The following is an 18,036-nucleotide window of genomic DNA, read 5'->3' on the forward strand; positions in this document are numbered from 1 at the left end:
GCCCCGGCGGCAGGCAGCAATAATCAAGCGGCAGGCCGGTGAAGCGGCCCTAACGGCATCGAGGAGGCGGACGGACAAGTCCGCAGGAACGAAAATGGCAAGGCAAGAAGCGAACGAGCAGTTTCAGATCACGTCGTTTCTGGACGGCGCGAATGCAGCCTATATCGAGCAGCTCTATGCCCGGTACGAAGAGGATCCCTCTTCCGTGTCGCCGGAGTGGCAGAGCTTCTTCAAGGCGTTGTCCGATAATCCGGAAGACGTGAAGAAGGCAGCCAAGGGCGCCTCCTGGAAGCGGGCCAACTGGCCGATCCCGGCGAATGGCGAACTGGTTTCCGCACTTGACGGCAACTGGGCCACGGTCGAGAAGGCCATCGAGAAAAAGGTTCAGGCGAAAGCCGATACGAAGAGCGCCGCGACCGGCAAGCCCGTCAGCGAAGCGGAAGTGCTGCAGGCGACCCGTGACAGCGTTCGCGCCATCATGATGATCCGCGCTTACCGTATGCGCGGCCACCTGCACGCCAAGCTCGATCCGCTCGGCATCGCCAGCGCCGTTGAAGATTACAATGAGCTTTCACCGAAGTCCTATGGCTTCGAAGACAGCGATTACGACCGCAAGATTTTCATCGATAACGTGCTCGGCCTTGAATATGCGACCGTGCGCGAAATGGTCGAAATTCTCGAGCGCACCTATTGCTCGACGCTCGGCGTCGAATTCATGCACATGTCCAACCCGGAGGAAAAGGGCTGGATTCAGGAGCGTATCGAAGGCCCGGACAAGGGTGTGGACTTCACGCCTGAGGGCAAGAAGGCCATTCTTTCCAAGCTGGTCGAAGCCGAAGGTTACGAGCAGTTTCTCGACGTGCGTTTCAAGGGCACCAAGCGTTTCGGCCTCGATGGCGGTGAATCGCTGATCCCGGCGCTGGAGCAGATTATCAAGCGCGGCGGCCAGGATGGTCTTCAGGAAGTCGTTCTCGGCATGGCCCACCGTGGTCGTCTGAACGTTCTGACCAACGTCATGGGCAAGCCGCACCGCGCTGTGTTCCATGAGTTCAAGGGCGGTTCGTTCAAGCCTGATGACGTCGAAGGTTCTGGTGACGTGAAGTACCATCTTGGTGCCTCCTCCGACCGCGAATTCGACGGCAACAAGGTTCACCTGTCGCTGACGGCCAACCCCTCGCACCTTGAAATCGTCAACCCTGTTGTCATGGGTAAGGCCCGTGCCAAGCAGGACCAGCTGGCCAAGCAGTGGGACGGTGACATCATTCCGTTGTCTGAACGCGCCAAGGTACTGCCGCTGCTGCTGCATGGCGATGCCGCTTTTGCGGGTCAGGGCGTGGTTGCGGAAATTCTCGGCCTGTCCGGCCTGCGCGGTCACCGCGTTGCCGGCACGATGCATTTCATCATCAACAACCAGATCGGTTTCACCACCAATCCGGCCTTCTCGCGCTCGTCGCCCTACCCGTCTGATGTCGCCAAGATGATCGAAGCGCCGATCTTCCACGTCAACGGTGACGATCCGGAAGCTGTGGTCTATGCGGCCAAGGTTGCGACCGAATACCGCATGAAGTTCCACAAGCCTGTCGTCATCGACATGTTCTGTTACCGCCGCTTCGGCCACAACGAAGGCGATGAGCCGGCGTTCACGCAGCCGAAGATGTACAAGGTCATCCGTGGCCACAAGACTGTTGCCCGCATCTATGCCGACCGCCTGATCGCGGAAGGTCTGATCACCGAAGGTGATTTCGAGAAGGTCAAGGCCGATTGGCGCGCCCATCTCGAGCAGGAATTCGAGGCAGGTCAGTCCTACAAGCCGAACAAGGCCGACTGGCTGGATGGTCAGTGGTCCGGCCTGCGCGCCGCCGACAATGCCGATGAGCAGCGTCGTGGCAAGACCGGCGTGCCGATGAAGCAGCTGAAGGAAATCGGCAAGAAACTGTCGACCATTCCGGAAGGCTTCACCGCGCATCGCACGATCCAGCGCTTCATGGAAAACCGCTCACAGATGATCGAGACGGGTGAGGGCATCGACTGGGCGATGGCGGAAGCGCTGGCTTTCGGTTCGCTTGTCGTCGATGGCCACAAGATCCGTCTTTCCGGTCAGGATTGCGAACGCGGCACCTTCTCGCAGCGCCACTCGGTTCTCTACGATCAGGAGACCGAAGAGCGTTACATTCCGCTCGCCAATCTCGCCCCGACGCAGGCCCGCTACGAAGTCATCAACTCGATGCTTTCGGAAGAAGCCGTTCTCGGCTTCGAATATGGCTACTCGCTTGCCCGCCCGAATGCGCTGACGCTCTGGGAAGCCCAGTTCGGCGACTTCGCCAACGGCGCACAGGTTGTGTTCGACCAGTTCATCTCGTCGGGTGAACGCAAGTGGCTGCGCATGTCCGGTCTCGTTTGCCTTCTGCCGCATGGTTATGAAGGTCAGGGTCCGGAACATTCCTCCGCCCGTCTGGAACGCTGGTTGCAGATGTGTGCGGAAGACAATATGCAGGTTGCCAACGTCACGACGCCGGCTAACTACTTCCACATCCTGCGCCGTCAGATGAGACGCGACTTCCGCAAGCCGCTGATCCTGATGACGCCGAAGTCGCTGCTGCGTCACAAGCGCGCCACTTCTTCGCTGGCGGAGCTTGCTGGTGAGTCTTCGTTCCACCGTCTCCTGTGGGATGATGCCGAAGTCATCAAGGACGGCCCGATCAAGCTGCAGAAGGACGCGAAGATCCGTCGCGTGGTCATGTGTTCCGGCAAGGTTTATTACGACCTGCTGGAAGAGCGTGAAAAGCGCGGTATCGACGACATCTATCTGCTGCGCGTCGAACAGCTCTATCCGTTCCCGGCCAAGGCGCTCATCAACGAGCTTTCCCGTTTCCGCCACGCGGAGATGGTCTGGTGCCAGGAAGAGCCGAAGAACATGGGTTCGTGGTCGTTCATCGATCCTTACCTGGAATGGGTGCTGGCGCATATCGACGCCAAGTACCAGAAGGTCCGTTACACGGGCCGTCCGGCTGCCGCCTCTCCGGCGACCGGCCTGATGTCCAAGCATCTGGCGCAGCTTGCTGCGTTCCTGGAAGACGCGCTGGGAGAGTGAGAACTCTCCCGCATCGCCCCGTATAAAAGACACCCGAATAACGGAACTAGATCATGGCCACTGAAATCCGCGTACCTACCCTCGGCGAATCCGTCAGCGAAGCGACCGTCGGCACCTGGTTCAAGAAGGTCGGCGATACCGTCAAGGCCGACGAACCGCTCGTTGAACTGGAAACCGACAAGGTTACCGTCGAAGTCCCGGCGCCCGCCTCCGGCGTGCTGACCGAAATCGTTGCGCAGAATGGCGAAACCGTCGGTCTCGATGCGCTTCTCGGCCAGATCGCCGAAGGCGCCGCCGGCGCTGCAACCGCCGCACCGGCTGCAAAGCCTGCTGCCGCTGCCGCACCGGCACCGGCAGCAACCGCTGCTGCACCTGCCGCCAGCGCCATGCCGCCTGCACCTGCCGCCGGCAAGCTGCTTGCCGAAAACAACCTGTCTGCCGATCAGGTTGACGGTTCCGGCAAGCGTGGCCAGGTTCTGAAGGGCGACGTTCTCGCCGCCGTTGCCAAGGGTGTTTCGGCACCTGCCGCCGCTCCGGCTCCGGTTGCTGCTCCCCGTCCGGTGTCTGCCGAGCAGGATCAGGTTCGCGAAGAGCGCGTGAAGATGACGCGTCTGCGTCAGACGATTGCCCGTCGCCTGAAGGATGCGCAGAACACCGCCGCCATGCTCACCACCTATAACGAGGTGGACATGAGCGCGGTTATGGACCTGCGTAACCGTTACAAGGACGTGTTCGAGAAGAAGCATGGCGTCAAGCTCGGCTTCATGGGCTTCTTCACCAAGGCCGTGACCCACGCGCTGAAGGAACTGCCGGCCGTTAACGCTGAAATCGACGGCACGGACATCATCTACAAGAACTATTGTCACGTCGGCATGGCTGTCGGCACCGACAAGGGTCTCGTCGTTCCCGTTATCCGCGATGCCGACCAGCTGTCCATCGCTGGCGTCGAAAAAGAACTCGGCCGCCTCGCCAAGGCTGCCCGTGACGGTTCGCTTGGCATGGCCGACATGCAGGGCGGCACTTTCACCATCACCAATGGCGGCGTTTACGGCTCGCTGATGTCTTCGCCGATCCTCAACGCACCGCAGTCGGGCATTCTCGGCATGCACAAGATCCAGGAGCGTCCGGTCGCCATCGGCGGTCAGGTCGTCATCCGTCCGATGATGTATCTGGCGCTCTCCTACGATCACCGCATCGTTGACGGCAAGGAAGCCGTGACCTTCCTCGTTCGCGTCAAGGAAAGCCTCGAAGATCCGGAACGTCTGGTTCTCGATCTTTAATCGGTCTTGCTTTTCCTTTCAGCGGGATTTCAACTGAGGTCCCGCTGAAATTGCATCAGGAGAGCGAAAGTGCAGCCGACATTTCTTGCCGCTTCACCCTTTTTACCGCTGATCGGTCTCAGCGTCCTGCTGCTTGTGGTGCATATCATGCTGCAAGCCATGACGGCGACGCGGGAACTGGGGCTGGACTGGAATGCCGGCCCACGGGATGCGGAGAAGAAACCGGAAGGCAGGCTTGCCGGCCGTGCAGCGCGCGCGTCTGAAAATTTCCGGGAAACCTATCCCGCTTTCATAGCGCTCGCCTTCGGCGTCATCATGGCCGGCGATCCGTCCGGGCTGGCACTGACCGGCGCGTGGATATGGCTGATCTGCCGAGTGATTTACATACCGCTTTATCTGGCCGGCGTGCCTTATATCCGCTCATTGCTCTGGCTCTGCTCCCTGCTCGGCCTGCTGCTGATGCTTTTCGTGTTGATGTTCTAGAGGCTTGTTTCAGATGCATCAGTATTTAATCGAGCTTGCATCCCTGATGGCGATCTTCTTTTTCGCGATCGTCTCCCCCGGCGCAGATCTCGCGATGGTGATGCGCCAAGCCATGGTGCATGGGCGCAGGCAGGCCATCATCACCAGCTTCGGGGTGGGAACGTCGCTGATGTTCCACGTCACCTATACGATCCTCGGACTTGGTCTCATCATTTCCCAGTCGATCTATCTCTTCAACATCGTCAAGTGGCTGGGTGTCGCCTATCTGATCTATATCGGCATCAAGGCGCTGCGCGCTGGCAAGACGGAATTGCCGTCGGCTGATGGCGAGGGTGGTGTTCAGGTCAAAAGCAGCCAGACGGCCCTGAAGGCCTTTACGCTCGGTTTCGCCGCCAATGCGCTCAATCCCAAGCCGGTGTTTTTCTTCCTGTCGATCTTTTCGACGGTGGTTCATGCCCATACGCCGGTCGCCATCAAATTCGGATATGGTCTCGTCATGGCGAGCTGCCTTATCCTGTGGTTCGTCGGCGTCAGCCTGTTCATGACGACGCCGCGCATGCGCGCTGCATTTCAGCGCGCCAGCCAATGGATCGACCGCACCAGCGGCGTGGTCTTCATTGCACTCGGTATAAAACTCGCAACGGAAAAAGCGGCCTGAGTTTCAGGTCAAACGCAAGCAGGGCAATGATCCGGTATCTTGCCCGACATCAATCAGGAAAACGAACATGGCATATGATGTAGTTGTAATCGGCACAGGCCCCGGCGGTTATGTTTGCGCGGTCAAGGCGGCACAGCTCGGCCTGAAGGTCGCTGTCATCGAAAAGCGCGCGACCTATGGCGGCACCTGCCTCAATGTCGGCTGCATCCCGTCCAAGGCGCTGCTGCACGCTTCCGAAACCTTCGCGCATGTTGCCCATGGCGTTGATACGCTGGGTATCGAAGTCGCTGCTCCGAAGCTTAACCTTGAAAAGATGATGGGCCACAAGGACGGCGTGGTGAAGGCCAATGTCGATGGCGTTGCCTTCCTGTTCAAGAAGAACAAGATCGATGCCTTCCAGGGCGCCGGCAAGGTGGTTTCCGCCGGCAAGGTTTCCGTCACCAACGACAAGGGTGAGACGCAGGAGATCGAGGCGAAGAACATCGTCATCGCCACCGGTTCCGATGTTGCCGGCATTCCGGGCGTTCAGGTCGATATCGATGAAAGCGTCATCGTCTCCTCCACCGGTGCGATCGCTCTTTCCAAGGTTCCGGAAAAGCTGATCGTTGTCGGCGGCGGCGTGATCGGCCTCGAGCTTGGTTCGGTCTGGTCGCGTCTTGGCGCGAAGGTTACCGTTGTCGAATATCTCGACAATATTCTCGGCGGCATGGACAGCGAAGTTTCCAAGCAGGCTCAGCGTCTGCTCGCCAAGCAGGGCCTCGATTTCAAGCTCGGCGCCAAGGTGACGGGTGTTGAAAAGACCGCCGCCGGCGCGAAGGTGGTGTTTGAGCCGGTGAAGGGCGGTGCTGCCGAGACGCTGGAAGCAAACGTTGTGCTGATCTCGACCGGCCGCAAGCCTTACACTGAAGGCCTCGGCCTTGCCGAAGCCGGTGTTGTGCTCGACAGCCGCGGCCGCGTCGAAATCGACGGTCATTACAAGACCAATGTCGAGGGCATCTATGCGATCGGCGACGTCGTGAAGGGTCCGATGCTGGCGCACAAGGCGGAAGACGAGGGCGTTGCGCTTGCGGAAATTCTCGCTGGCCAGCGCGGCCATGTGAACTATGATGTCATCCCGGCCGTGGTTTACACGCAGCCGGAAATCGCGTCCGTCGGCAAGACCGAGGAAGAACTGAAGGCCGCTGGCATCGCCTACAAGGTCGGTAAGTTCCCCTTCACCGCCAATGGCCGCGCTCGCGCCATGCAGGTGACGGATGGTTTCGTGAAGATCCTCGCCGACAAGGAAACCGACCGGGTTCTCGGCGGCCATATCGTCGGTTTCGGCGCTGGCGAAATGATCCACGAGATCACTGTGCTGATGGAATTTGGCGGTTCTTCGGAAGATCTCGGCCGCACCTGCCACGCGCACCCGACCATGTCGGAAGCCGTGAAGGAAGCAGCGCTCGCGACCTTCTTCAAGCCGATCCACATGTGATCGGCGTTTAAGCCCGTCGCTCGAAATATTAAATTTCAGTCATCTGTCGACCCCCGGCTTGCCATGCAGGCCGGGGTTTTTCATACTCGCGCCATAGCCGATCTAACCTTTTGATAAAAGGCAATAAAATGGCGTATTCCACTCAAGTTTCCTTCTCTGTCCCGCAGCGCGTCATTCATTGGATAATGGCGCTTTTGATCTTCTTCAACCTGCTGTTTCCCGACGCCATGGCACATGCCTACCGGCTGATGCGGCGGGGCGAAACATTGACGCCGGAGCAGATTTCTTCGGCCAATATTCACGCCTATGTCGGTTTCTCCATCCTGTTGCTTGCAGTTCTGCGCCTCTGTCTGCGCGTCTTCCAGGGCGTGCCGCCGCATCCCGTCGAGGAGCCGCGACCGTTTCAAATCGCTGCCAAAGTCGCACATTTCACCTTCTACGCGTTGTTCTTTGTACTTCCTTTGTCCGGTATCGCCGCTTATTACTTCGGCGCTGAGGCGGCCGGGCAGTTGCATTCCGGCCCCTTCAAGGCGCTGATGTGGGTGTTGATCGCCGGCCATGTCGTTGCCGTTCTGGTCCACCAGTTTTACTGGCGCACCAGTGTTCTGAAGCGCATGACGCACGGCTAGAGCATTTCCGGAGAAAGCCGCTTCGCAATTTGCCGGACATGCTCCAAGCGGCGGTTTGTCGCGTTTCTTCTCCGCCAGAAAAAGAAGATGGTCAGCCTTGCCGCATCGGGCGGCTGGGGTTCAGGGATGCGGGATAGCGAAGACATATTGCCGGGCGCTGACGGGTGGGATCGCTTTCAGGGAGAAATGGTGACGCCAGAATCGTCCTCGCTCAATGTGAGCAGGCTTCTTCTCGACCATCCCCCGGCGTGGATCAGCAGCCTGATGGCGCTTCGAAATCGTATTGTATCGCTTTTCGGCCTCAGGACCGTTGAGCTGGTGGCGGGTGCTTCGGCGGGGGGATTTCCGGTACTGTCGTCTACAGCCGACCGAACCGTACTCGGTTTTGACGACAGCCATCTCGATTTCCGCATCGTCGTGGATCTGGAACAGGAAATGGACCGGCAGGTGGTAACCGTCACGACCATCGTCAGACGCAAGAACCTGTTCGGGTGGCTATATCTTTTTATGGTCGGGCCGTTCCATCGGCGCATCGTGCCGGCGACTATGCGGCCGTTCTGCGCCAATGTCCGGCCCGTTTAGGTCTCGGGGAAGAGGATCAGTCGACCCGTGTGAGCGTGAAGCCCTTTGCGCGCAGCAATTCGATCACGCCTTCCTCACCCGGCAGGTGCAATGCGCCGACGGCCATGAAGACATTGCCTTTGGCAAGCTCGGGGGTCGCCCGATCCGCCATGACGTGGTTGCGGTCGGTGATGATGCGTTGCTCGAAGGCGGCATAACCCTGATCGCCCTCTGCCGGTTTTTTGGTGTCGAGGCTTTTCAGCATGGGCATGGTCATGCCGATATCGCCCGCGACGTAAAGATCGGTCATGGTCGTCATGATATCGTCCATGCGATCACCGAGTTCCAGCGTTTCGATCAGCGCCTGTAGATGAAATTCCATCGGCAGCTCAGACATGGCCGTCAACTGCTCAACCATGGTTTCCAACCCGACGAGACGTTTTCCGTCCGCGACCGCATCTTCGGCCAGCTTCTTGTCGAGAAAAGACAGGCCGGTGGCCTTGCGGGCGAATTCACAGGCGGGAAGGGCGACGAAGCTAGACAGCATCCACGGCTTCATGCGCGAAACGGCGTTCAGCGGAATGCCGCGCTCCTTGAGGCCTTTTTCAAGCCGCGCGACATTTTCCGGCGACAGGATGTTGGTGATCGACTTGCCGTCCAGAAACATGGTGAGTTCCGGCTTGGCCAGCAGCGATGCGGCGATCTTCTTGTCATCGACGATTTCGTCCGATTCCACGATGACAGTTGCGGATTTTTCGAAGGCAGGTGCAGCGGCGGCAGGCATGCCGAGAACGCGCGGATCGGTGACATGCATGGTGCCGAGAAGAAAGGACGGGGCCGTTCCGGCCTTTTCGATACGCCAGAAATTACCCTTGCCGTTCGGGATCGCGGCGGCTTCCTGTTCGATCTTCGCAAAGCCCTGCGGATCGCTCTTGCGCATCTCCACAAGAATGTCGCTGCCCGTGCAGCTAATCTTCTGCTCGGCGGCCTGCGCCTCACCCAGCGATAGCAAGGTGGCGAGCAGGATTGCGATGGCTGCGATATGCATTGCCGCCAGCAACCAGAGCAGGGCGTCACCGGTCTTGCCCATCAGGGTAGCGGTGAAATTTTGTGGCTTCATCAGGCTGTGCATGGGTCTCATCCGGTTCTCGTTCGCTTATAGAACGGCGGCTTGCACGTCTGGTTAATGACTATGGTTAAACAATTCCTGCTTTAGAGCTCGCCCGGTTCGACCGGGATTGTCGGACGTGTTCCATGTTTTGTTTTTACGCATTATCCTGATGTAAAACCGCTGCGCACTTTTACTGGAAATGCTTCATGCACGCGGGTGGGCGTTGTCGTAGATTTCCAACAATCTTGCGGTGTCGACGCCGGTATAGATCTGCGTGGTGGAAAGGCTGGCATGGCCGAGCAACTCCTGAATAGTCCGCAGATCGCCACCGCCGGCCAGAAGATGGGTGGCGAAGGAATGGCGCAACGCGTGCGGCGTGGCGTTTTCCGGCAGGCCGAACGCGCTGCGCAGCTTCTGCATTTCCCGCTGGATGATGGCAGGCTGGAGTTTTCCGCCGCGTGCGCCAAGGAACATCGGTTCATTCGCCGCCAGAGCATAGGGGCAAAGCTTCTTGTAGGCATCGACCGCTTCCGCCACCACTGCCAGCAGCGGCACGATACGCGTCTTGTTGCCCTTGCCGGTGATGCGCAGGCTGCGGGCGCCGGGCGGGACATCGGCCGGCGTCAGACCGAGCGCTTCGGAAATACGAAGGCCGCAACCATAAAGCAGCGAAAGGACCGCTGCATTGCGGGCGGCGATCCATGGTTCCTCGTTCAACTGCGCCTCGGCCGTGGTGATCTTCAGCGCCTGACGGTCGGTCAGCGGCTTCGGCAGCGATTTCGGCTGTTTTGGCGCGCGCATGGCGGTGGCGCCGGCCGCATTGACGAGGCCTTTTTTTTGTAGGTGGTGAAGAAGGGAGCGCAGTCCCGCCAGATGCCGGCCGAGTGAACGCGCGCCAACACCTTCCTTGCGCCGGTTGGCCAGAAAGGCGCGAAGATCGACAGGGCGCAGATCGGCCATATCGGTCATGGCGGCGGGCTTGCCGATGTAACCGGTGAGGAACATCAAAAACTGGCGGGTATCGCGCTCGTAAGCTTCGACGGTATTGTCGGCAAGGCGGCGTTCGCCGGCGAGCGCGGTAAGCCAGGATTGACGTTCGTTCAACAGATCGGCTTCGGCAAAAGTCAGGATTTCGGTCACGCAGCGCTCCATTCCTGTTGCCCAGCCTATGCTCTCATGGTCAGTATTTGGTTAAGGCCTGTGTCTGCACTTTGCATCCGGCGTGGACTTTGCCGGGGTGAGCCATTACATCCGGGCGGTTTCCTTTTTCATTTCGCCGGGGCATGGTCGCGACATCATGGCAAAAGATTCGTCCGATCTGTTTGGGGCTCTGTTCGACCCACCGTCGCCCACGCGCACGGTGCCCGTTCTGGTGCCCATGCCGGCGCCCGGACCCTATAGTTATGCCGTGCCTGAAGATATGGTGGTGGAGACCGGTTCCGTGGTTCAGGTGCCGCTTGGTCCCCGGCAGGTCTTTGGCGTGGTGTGGGACGAAGCTGGCGAGAAAAGCGTCGATCCGAAGAAGTTGCGGCCGATCACCAAAAGTTTCGAGTGCCCGCCGCTGAAGGCGGAAATGCGCCGTTTCATCGATTGGGTTGCCGCCTATACGCTTTCTCCGCCCGGTCTGGTGGCGCGCATGGCGCTTCGAGCGCCGGCCGCTTTCGATCCAGAGCCGATGATCGAGGGGCTGCGACTGACCGAAGGCAGGCCGGAGCGCCTTACCCCCGCCCGTGAGCGTGTGATGGCGCTGGCGGACGAGGGGCATGGCTGGACGAAAAGCGGACTTGCCCATGCCGCCGGTGTCTCGACCAGCGTTGTCGACGGCCTCGTCAAGCAGGGCGTGTTCGAGACGGTCTTTCTGCCCGCCCCGCCTGTCGTGGCCGAGCCGGATCCGGACTATACTGAGCCGCGACTGGAAGGCCCGCAGAGACAGGCGGCGTCGGAAATTCTCGAGGATGTGCGCAAGGGCGGGTTTCACGTCTCGCTGATTGACGGTGTGACCGGTTCGGGCAAGACCGAGGTCTATTTCGAGGCCGTGGCCGAGACGCTGCGGCAGGGCAAGCAGGTTTTGATCCTGCTGCCTGAAATCGCGCTGACGGCGGCGTTTCTGGAGCGGTTTCAGGATCGGTTTGGTGCAAAGCCGGCGGAATGGCATTCCGATGTGTCGCCACGAATGCGCGAAAAGGTCTGGCGACAGGCGGTGACAGGTGAGGTGAGGGTTGTTGCCGGCGCGCGCTCGGCGCTTTTTTTACCTTTCGACAATCTCGGTCTCATCATCGTCGATGAAGAGCACGACCCTGCCTACAAGCAGGAAGACCGTGTCTTCTATAATGCGCGCGACATGGCGGTGGTGAGAGCGCGGATCGCGGAGTTCCCGGTGGTGCTGGTGTCCGCCACGCCTTCGGTGGAAAGCCAGGTCAATGGCAGTTCGGGCCGTTACAACACCATCCATCTACATACACGTTTTGGCGACGCGGCGATGCCCGACCTGCATCTTGTCGATATGCGCCGCCATCCGCCGGAAAGGGGAGGGTTTCTTTCGCCGGTTCTGCTGCGCGGCATCGGCAAGACCATCGAGAAGGGCGAACAGTCGCTGCTGTTTCTCAATCGTCGCGGCTATGCGCCGCTGACGCTCTGCCGGGTCTGCGGCCACCGTTTCCAGTGCCCGCAATGTTCCAGCTGGCTGGTGGAGCACCGGTTTCGCAATCAATTGCAATGCCACCAGTGCGGTCACAATGAGCCGACCCCGGATCATTGCCCGGAATGCGGAACCTTCGATCATCTGGTGGCCTGTGGGCCGGGGGTGGAGCGCATTGCCGAAGAGGTGGAGAAACATTTTCCCGAGGCCCGCACCATCGTGCTCTCCTCCGATCTCATGGGCGTCAAGCGCCTGCGTCTGGAGCTGGAGGCAATCGTCAAGGGTGAGGCCGATATCGTCATCGGCACACAGCTCGTCGCCAAGGGACATAACTTTCCCCTGATGACGCTTGTCGGCATCGTCGATGCCGATCTCGGGCTTGCCAATGGCGATCCGCGTGCGGCGGAGCGAACGTTTCAGCTGCTCTCACAGGTGACGGGCCGCGCCGGGCGTACGGGGTTGAAAAGCCACGGCCTGCTGCAGACCTACCAGCCGCAGCATCCCGTGATGCAGGCGATCGTTTCGGGCGATGCGTCGGCCTTCTACGAAAGGGAGATCGTGGAGCGGGAAAAGGCCGTTCTGCCGCCCTTCGGACGCCTTGCCTCGATCATCGTCTCCGCCGATACGCGCGGCGAGGCGGAAACCCATGCGCGGGGCTTGAGAGCCGCTGCCCCGCAGGTTACGGGCATCATGCTGCTCGGCCCGGCGGAAGCGCCGCTGGCGCTCATTCGCGGCCGCCATCGTTTCCGCTTGCTGGTGCACGGTCGACGCAATTCCGACATGCAGTCTTTCCTCCGAACGCTTTTGGCCAACGGCCCGAAGGAACGGGGCAGCGTACATGTGCAGCTTGATATCGATCCGCAAAGTTTCCTTTGAACTTTATCAATCAAGGCGTTTTCCCGCTGTCATGGCCGTGTCATAACGCAGCACACGAAAAGAATGATTTGGGGAACGAGATGGAGTTTTATTTTCCTGCCGAATTCGGTGAGCAGCTGGCCTTCGGTGCGGCGGCTGTGTCGGCCGTGATTGGCCTGTTTTTCATGTTCGCACCCGGCATGACGCTGCGCGCTTTCGGTCTTCAGCCGGCGGGTGAGCGCAGGGACGGCTATGCGCTTGTGCGTTCATCGCTTGCCGGCCTTTATCTAGGTCTCGGCGCCGCTGCGTTGCTTCTGGCGCAGCCCATGGTCTATCTCGCCTTTGGTGCGGCTTTTGGTCTGAGCGTGTTTGGCGGCATTCTCTCCATTCTCTCGGATGGAGGCGCAACCATGCGGAATTTCATACTCCTGGTTGTACACTTTCTGCTGTCCGCACTGTCGTTGAGCTACGTGTTCGGGTTGGTCTGAAGCGGGGTTTTGGGCTTTTGTGCCGCACCAAACCCGCATCCTGAGCGGAATCGGAAAATTTAAACGCATTCCCCCTTGCCCAAACGGCGCTTTCCGCTATTACGCGTGTTGCGAGTCCCGGCGTCCTATGCTAGACGGACCGCGAAATTGGGAAAAGACAGGGGGGAATTCCGGTCTTTTTCGGGGAAATTGAAACGATTTCAAGAATTTGATGCGGTGGATCTCCATTGCTGATGATCTTGGATGATTAGCAGGGAAAAAGTGCCCGTGGCAGACACCTCCCAGGGAACATCCGGTGTAGCGGAAAGGTATGCGTCGTCGCTTTTCGAGCTTGCTTTGGAAGCGGGTGCGGTTGAAGCGGTTGGAGCCGATCTGGACAAGTTCGGCGCACTTCTTGACGAAAGCGACGATTTGAAGCGTCTGGTTGCGAGCCCGGTGTTTTCCGCCGAGGATCAGTTCAAGGCAATCACCGCGATCTGCGAGAAGGCCGGAATTGCCGGTCTCGCTGTTAATTTCCTCAAGGTCGTTGCCAATAACCGCCGTCTCTTTGCCGTTCCCGGCATGATCCGCGCCTACCGCACCATTGCCGCTGCAAATCGCGGCGAAATCACCGCCGAGGTCACCTCGGCACATGCGCTCGACGAGGCGCAGGAAACTGAACTGAAAGCGGCGCTGAAGAGCGTTACCGGCAAGGATGTGACGATTTCCGTTACCGTCGATCCGTCGATCCTCGGCGGTCTGATCGTCAAGGTCGGTTCCCGCCAGATCGATACGTCTCTTCGCACCAAACTTTCCACCCTTAAGCTTGCACTGAAAGAGGTTGGCTGATGGATATCCGCGCCGCGGAAATTTCCGCAATTCTAAAAGATCAAATCAAAAATTTCGGCAACGAGGCGGAAGTCTCGGAAGTCGGTCAGGTGCTTTCCGTCGGTGACGGTATCGCCCGCGTTTATGGCCTCGACAATGTTCAGGCCGGCGAAATGGTCGAGTTCCCCGGCGGCATCCGCGGCATGGCGCTCAACCTTGAAGCCGACAATGTCGGTGTGGTTATCTTCGGTTCGGACCGTGACATCAAGGAAGGCGACACCGTCAAGCGGACTGGCGCTATCGTTGACGTTCCGGTCGGCCCGGAACTGCTCGGCCGCGTGGTTGACGCTCTCGGCAACCCGATCGACGGCAAAGGCCCGATCAACGCCGCCAAGCGTTCGCGCGTTGACGTCAAGGCTCCCGGCATCATTCCGCGCAAGTCGGTTCATGAGCCGATGTCGACCGGCCTCAAGGCCATCGACGCCCTCATCCCGGTTGGCCGTGGCCAGCGCGAGTTGGTCATCGGTGACCGCCAGACCGGCAAGACCGCGATCATTCTCGACGCAATCCTGAACCAGAAGGCCATTCACGACAATGGTCCTGACGGCGACAAGCTTTATTGCGTCTACGTTGCTATCGGCCAGAAGCGTTCGACTGTTGCCCAGTTCGTCAAGGTTCTGGAAGAGCGCGGCGCGCTGCAGTATTCGATCATCGTTGCTGCGACCGCCTCCGATCCGGCTCCGATGCAGTACCTGGCACCGTTTGCCGGTTGCGCTATGGGCGAATACTTCCGTGACAACGGCAAGCACGCTCTCATCGGTTATGACGATCTTTCCAAGCAGGCCGTTGCCTACCGTCAGATGTCGCTTCTGCTGCGTCGTCCTCCGGGCCGCGAAGCTTATCCGGGCGACGTTTTCTACCTTCACTCCCGTCTTCTGGAGCGCGCCGCAAAGCTCTCCGACGAAATGGGCGCTGGTTCGCTGACGGCTCTGCCTGTCATCGAAACGCAGGGTAACGACGTTTCGGCCTTTATTCCGACCAACGTGATCTCGATCACCGACGGCCAGATCTTCCTTGAAACCGACCTGTTCTACCAGGGCATCCGTCCGGCCGTTAACGTCGGTCTGTCGGTTTCGCGCGTTGGCTCTGCCGCTCAGATCAAGGCGATGAAGCAGGTTGCCGGTTCGATCAAGGGCGAGCTTGCCCAGTATCGCGAAATGGCTGCCTTTGCCCAGTTCGGCTCGGACCTCGACGCTTCCACGCAGCGCCTGCTGAACCGCGGCGCACGCCTGACGGAGCTTCTGAAGCAGCCGCAGTTCTCTCCGCTCAAGACGGAAGAACAGGTTGCGGTGATCTTCGCCGGTGTCAACGGCTATCTCGACAAGGTTCCGGTCGCACAGGTCGGCAAGTTCGAGCAGGGTCTGCTTTCGTACTTCCGCTCGGAAGGCAAGGCGATCCTCGACACCATCCGCACGGAAAAGGCTATCAGCGACGATACCAAGGGCAAGCTCAAGGGCGCTCTCGATACCTTCGCCAAGTCTTTCTCTTAAATCAGGGCTCTTTTACTCGGACGGATAACGGATGCCTTCACTAAAGGATCTGAAAAACCGCATTGCCTCCGTGAAGGCGACGCAGAAGATTACCAAGGCGATGAAAATGGTCGCCGCGGCGAAGCTTCGGCGCGCCCAGGAAGCTGCGGAGGCCGCCCGGCCTTATTCTCAGCGCATGAGCGCCGTTCTCGCCAACATCGCCAAGGCGGTCGAGGCGGACGTTGCTCCGGCACTGATGACCGGCACCGGCAAGGACGACGTGCATCTGCTCGTCGTCTGCACGGCTGAACGTGGTCTTTGCGGTGGTTTCAACTCGCAGATTTCCCGTTTTGCACGCGATCAGGCCCGCAAGCTGATTTCCGAAGGCAAGACGGTCAAGATCATCACGGTCGGCAAGAAGGGCTACGACAGCCTTCGCCGCGAATTTTCAGCCAATATCATCGAGCGCATCGAATTGCGCGAAGTGAAAAAGGTTGCTTTCGAAAACGCCGACCAGATCGCCAAGAAGGTGATCTCGCTGTTCAATGCGGGTGAGTTCGATGTCTGCACGCTGATCTATTCGGAATTCAAGTCCGTCATCAGCCAGATCCCGACCGGCCTGCAGCTCATTCCGGCCGCAACCCCGGTTGTGGAAGAGGATGTGGCAACGCAGAGCGCCGTCTACGAATATGAGCCCGATGCGGCTTCTATTCTGGAAGACCTTATTCCGCGCAACATTTCCGTTCAGGTTTTCCGGGCTCTGCTCGAAAACGTTGCCGGTGAAATGGGCGCCAAGATGAGCGCGATGGATAATGCAACGCGCAATGCCGGTGAGATGATCAACAAGCTGACGCTTTCCTACAACCGTCAGCGTCAGGCTCAGATCACCAAGGAACTCATTGAAATCATTTCGGGCGCGGAAGCGCTCTGAGGTAAGGAAAGAGGGTAAGGATTATGGCTAAGGCAGCTACCCCCAAGAAAACCGCAGCGGTGACCGGCGCGGGCAAGGTTACCCAGGTTATCGGCGCTGTTGTCGACGTGGCGTTCGAAGGCGAACTGCCTTCGATCCTGAACGCGCTTGAAACCGAGAATAACGGCAACCGCCTTATTCTGGAAGTCGCGCAGCATCTCGGCGAGAACGTCGTCCGCACGATCGCGATGGACTCGACCGAAGGTCTCGTCCGCGGTCAGGCCGTTACCAACACCGGTGCACCGATCGAAGTTCCGGTTGGTCCGGAAACGCTTGGCCGCATCATGAACGTCATCGGCGAGCCGGTTGACGAAGCAGGCCCGATCGTTACCGCCAAGAAGCGCGCTATTCACCAGGATGCGCCGTCTTACGTCGAGCAGTCGACGGAAGCACAGATTCTCGTCACCGGTATCAAGGTCGTCGATCTTCTGGCTCCTTACGCCAAGGGCGGCAAGATTGGCCTGTTCGGTGGCGCCGGCGTTGGCAAGACGGTTCTCATCATGGAACTGATCAACAACGTCGCCAAGGCGCATGGTGGTTACTCGGTATTCGCCGGCGTGGGTGAACGCACCCGCGAAGGTAACGACCTTTATCACGAAATGATCGAGTCGAACGTCAACAAGCTTGGCGGCGGCGAAGGTTCCAAGGCAGCTCTCGTTTACGGCCAGATGAACGAACCGCCGGGTGCGCGCGCCCGCGTCGCTCTGACGGGTCTGACGATCGCTGAGAACTTCCGCGATGAAGGCCAGGACGTTCTGTTCTTCGTGGACAACATCTTCCGCTTCACGCAGGCTGGTTCGGAAGTGTCGGCTCTGCTCGGCCGTATTCCTTCGGCCGTGGGCTATCAGCCGACGCTCGCAACTGACATGGGCCAGATGCAGGAACGCATCACCACCACGAACAAGGGTTCGATCACCTCTGTTCAGGCGATTTACGTTCCCGCCGACGACTTGACCGACCCGGCTCCGGCCACCTCGTTCGCGCACTTGGACGCAACGACGGTTCTGTCGCGTTCGATCGCTGAAAAGGGTATTTACCCGGCTGTTGACCCGCTCGACTCCACCTCGCGTATGCTCGACCCGATGATCGTCGGTGAAGAACACTACGAGGTTGCCCGTAAGGTTCAGTCGACCCTGCAGCGTTACAAGTCGCTTCAGGACATCATCGCCATCCTCGGCATGGACGAACTGTCGGAAGAAGACAAGCTGACGGTTACCCGCGCCCGCAAGATCGAGCGCTTCCTGTCGCAGCCGTTCTTCGTCGCCGAAGTCTTCACCGGTTCGCCGGGCAAGCTCGTTGCGCTCGAAGACACGATCAAGGGCTTCAAGGGCCTGGTCAACGGCGAATACGACAACCTGCCGGAAGCTGCTTTCTACATGGTCGGTTCGATGGAAGAAGCCATCGAAAAGGCAAAGAAGCTGGCTGGCGAAGCCGCCTGATGATGAATTGGCAGGCGCGTGGT

At 59.4% G+C, this 18,036-nt stretch carries 15 protein-coding genes; 13 read left to right on the forward strand and 2 right to left on the reverse strand.

The features are described from left to right. The first annotated feature begins 94 nt into the window (after nt 1-94). From DXT96_RS16250 to DXT96_RS16280, 7 genes are all read left to right on the forward strand, one after another. A complete protein-coding gene (locus tag DXT96_RS16250; protein WP_149900527.1) occupies nt 95-3,091 on the forward strand; it encodes a 2-oxoglutarate dehydrogenase E1 component in 2,997 nt (998 codons plus the stop codon). 53 nt (nt 3,092-3,144) lie between these two features. After that, on the forward strand, nt 3,145-4,371 hold the full coding sequence (odhB, locus tag DXT96_RS16255; RefSeq protein ID WP_153515532.1) for a 2-oxoglutarate dehydrogenase complex dihydrolipoyllysine-residue succinyltransferase: 1,227 nt from the start codon (nt 3,145-3,147) through the stop codon (nt 4,369-4,371). Between the two features lie 69 nt (nt 4,372-4,440). Next, nucleotides 4,441-4,854, forward strand: a complete 414-nt coding sequence (locus DXT96_RS16260) for an MAPEG family protein (RefSeq protein ID WP_371418893.1) — start codon at nt 4,441-4,443, stop codon at nt 4,852-4,854. A gap of 13 nt (nt 4,855-4,867) precedes the next feature. Further along, a complete protein-coding gene (locus DXT96_RS16265; protein WP_153515533.1) occupies nt 4,868-5,512 on the forward strand; it encodes a LysE family translocator in 645 nt (214 codons plus the stop codon). 67 nt (nt 5,513-5,579) lie between these two features. Further along, entirely contained in the window at nt 5,580-6,986 is a 1,407-nt protein-coding gene (gene lpdA, locus DXT96_RS16270) for a dihydrolipoyl dehydrogenase (RefSeq protein WP_153515534.1), read from the forward strand. A 128-nt stretch (nt 6,987-7,114) separates the two neighbouring features. Continuing rightward, nucleotides 7,115-7,615 (forward strand): cytochrome b, encoded by a 501-nt coding sequence (locus DXT96_RS16275; protein ID WP_153515535.1) that lies wholly within the window; start codon nt 7,115-7,117, stop codon nt 7,613-7,615. Between the two features lie 126 nt (nt 7,616-7,741). After that, nucleotides 7,742-8,197, forward strand: coding sequence for a DUF2867 domain-containing protein (locus DXT96_RS16280; RefSeq protein ID WP_194287657.1), 456 nt, complete (start codon nt 7,742-7,744; stop codon nt 8,195-8,197). Nucleotides 8,198-8,213: 16 nt separating this feature from the next. Here the strand turns inward: DXT96_RS16280 and DXT96_RS16285 are convergent, their stop codons facing one another. Then, nucleotides 8,214-9,308 carry a TraB/GumN family protein gene (locus DXT96_RS16285; RefSeq protein WP_153515608.1) on the reverse strand — a complete coding sequence of 365 codons (1,095 nt, stop codon included), beginning with the start codon at nt 9,306-9,308 and terminating at the stop codon, nt 8,214-8,216. A gap of 183 nt (nt 9,309-9,491) precedes the next feature. After that, nucleotides 9,492-10,439 (reverse strand): tyrosine recombinase XerC, encoded by a 948-nt coding sequence (locus DXT96_RS16290; RefSeq protein ID WP_153515537.1) that lies wholly within the window; start codon nt 10,437-10,439, stop codon nt 9,492-9,494. A gap of 145 nt (nt 10,440-10,584) precedes the next feature. On the opposite strand from DXT96_RS16290, the gene DXT96_RS16295 reads away from it, so the two are divergent. The 6 genes from DXT96_RS16295 (at nt 10,585) to atpD (ending at nt 18,013) form a co-directional block, all read left to right on the forward strand. Further along, complete coding sequence (locus DXT96_RS16295) at nt 10,585-12,801, forward strand: primosomal protein N' (RefSeq protein ID WP_149900535.1); 2,217 nt, start codon at nt 10,585-10,587, stop codon at nt 12,799-12,801. An 80-nt stretch (nt 12,802-12,881) separates the two neighbouring features. Next, the gene (locus DXT96_RS16300) at nt 12,882-13,268 is read left to right on the forward strand and encodes a phage infection protein (protein ID WP_153515538.1); all 387 of its coding nucleotides are present in this window, start codon (nt 12,882-12,884) and stop codon (nt 13,266-13,268) included. A 261-nt stretch (nt 13,269-13,529) separates the two neighbouring features. Then, a complete protein-coding gene (locus tag DXT96_RS16305) occupies nt 13,530-14,096 on the forward strand; it encodes a F0F1 ATP synthase subunit delta (protein ID WP_371418894.1) in 567 nt (188 codons plus the stop codon). Next, nucleotides 14,096-15,625: a F0F1 ATP synthase subunit alpha gene (atpA, locus tag DXT96_RS16310; protein ID WP_149900537.1), complete on the forward strand. Its 1,530-nt coding sequence runs from the start codon at nt 14,096-14,098 to the stop codon at nt 15,623-15,625. Before DXT96_RS16305 ends, atpA begins: the two co-directional genes overlap by 1 nt. A gap of 31 nt (nt 15,626-15,656) precedes the next feature. Next, nucleotides 15,657-16,535 carry a F0F1 ATP synthase subunit gamma gene (locus tag DXT96_RS16315; RefSeq protein WP_149900538.1) on the forward strand — a complete coding sequence of 293 codons (879 nt, stop codon included), beginning with the start codon at nt 15,657-15,659 and terminating at the stop codon, nt 16,533-16,535. A 23-nt stretch (nt 16,536-16,558) separates the two neighbouring features. Next, nucleotides 16,559-18,013 carry a F0F1 ATP synthase subunit beta gene (gene atpD / locus DXT96_RS16320; RefSeq protein WP_149900539.1) on the forward strand — a complete coding sequence of 485 codons (1,455 nt, stop codon included), beginning with the start codon at nt 16,559-16,561 and terminating at the stop codon, nt 18,011-18,013. Nucleotides 18,014-18,036: the final 23 nt, after the last annotated feature.

It is taken from the genome of Agrobacterium sp. ICMP 6402 (genome assembly GCF_009498615.1).
Taxonomy (GTDB): domain Bacteria; phylum Pseudomonadota; class Alphaproteobacteria; order Rhizobiales; family Rhizobiaceae; genus Agrobacterium; species Agrobacterium burrii.

Bases quoted from the DNA above. Each gene is read 5' to 3' on its own strand.
- DXT96_RS16285 (WP_153515608.1), bottom strand. From the start codon at position 9,308: ATGCACAGCCTGATGAAGCCACAAAATTTCACCGCTACCCTGATGGGC.
- DXT96_RS16290 (WP_153515537.1), bottom strand. From the start codon at position 10,439: ATGGAGCGCTGCGTGACCGAAATCCTGACTTTTGCCGAAGCCGATCTG.
- DXT96_RS16300 (WP_153515538.1), top strand. From the start codon at position 12,882: ATGGAGTTTTATTTTCCTGCCGAATTCGGTGAGCAGCTGGCCTTCGGT.
- odhB (WP_153515532.1), top strand. From the start codon at position 3,145: ATGGCCACTGAAATCCGCGTACCTACCCTCGGCGAATCCGTCAGCGAA.
- DXT96_RS16280 (WP_194287657.1), top strand. From the start codon at position 7,742: ATGCGGGATAGCGAAGACATATTGCCGGGCGCTGACGGGTGGGATCGC.
- atpD (WP_149900539.1), top strand. From the start codon at position 16,559: ATGGCTAAGGCAGCTACCCCCAAGAAAACCGCAGCGGTGACCGGCGCG.
- DXT96_RS16295 (WP_149900535.1), top strand. From the start codon at position 10,585: ATGGCAAAAGATTCGTCCGATCTGTTTGGGGCTCTGTTCGACCCACCG.
- atpA (WP_149900537.1), top strand. From the start codon at position 14,096: ATGGATATCCGCGCCGCGGAAATTTCCGCAATTCTAAAAGATCAAATC.
- DXT96_RS16275 (WP_153515535.1), top strand. From the start codon at position 7,115: ATGGCGTATTCCACTCAAGTTTCCTTCTCTGTCCCGCAGCGCGTCATT.
- DXT96_RS16265 (WP_153515533.1), top strand. From the start codon at position 4,868: ATGCATCAGTATTTAATCGAGCTTGCATCCCTGATGGCGATCTTCTTT.
- DXT96_RS16250 (WP_149900527.1), top strand. From the start codon at position 95: ATGGCAAGGCAAGAAGCGAACGAGCAGTTTCAGATCACGTCGTTTCTG.
- lpdA (WP_153515534.1), top strand. From the start codon at position 5,580: ATGGCATATGATGTAGTTGTAATCGGCACAGGCCCCGGCGGTTATGTT.
- DXT96_RS16315 (WP_149900538.1), top strand. From the start codon at position 15,657: ATGCCTTCACTAAAGGATCTGAAAAACCGCATTGCCTCCGTGAAGGCG.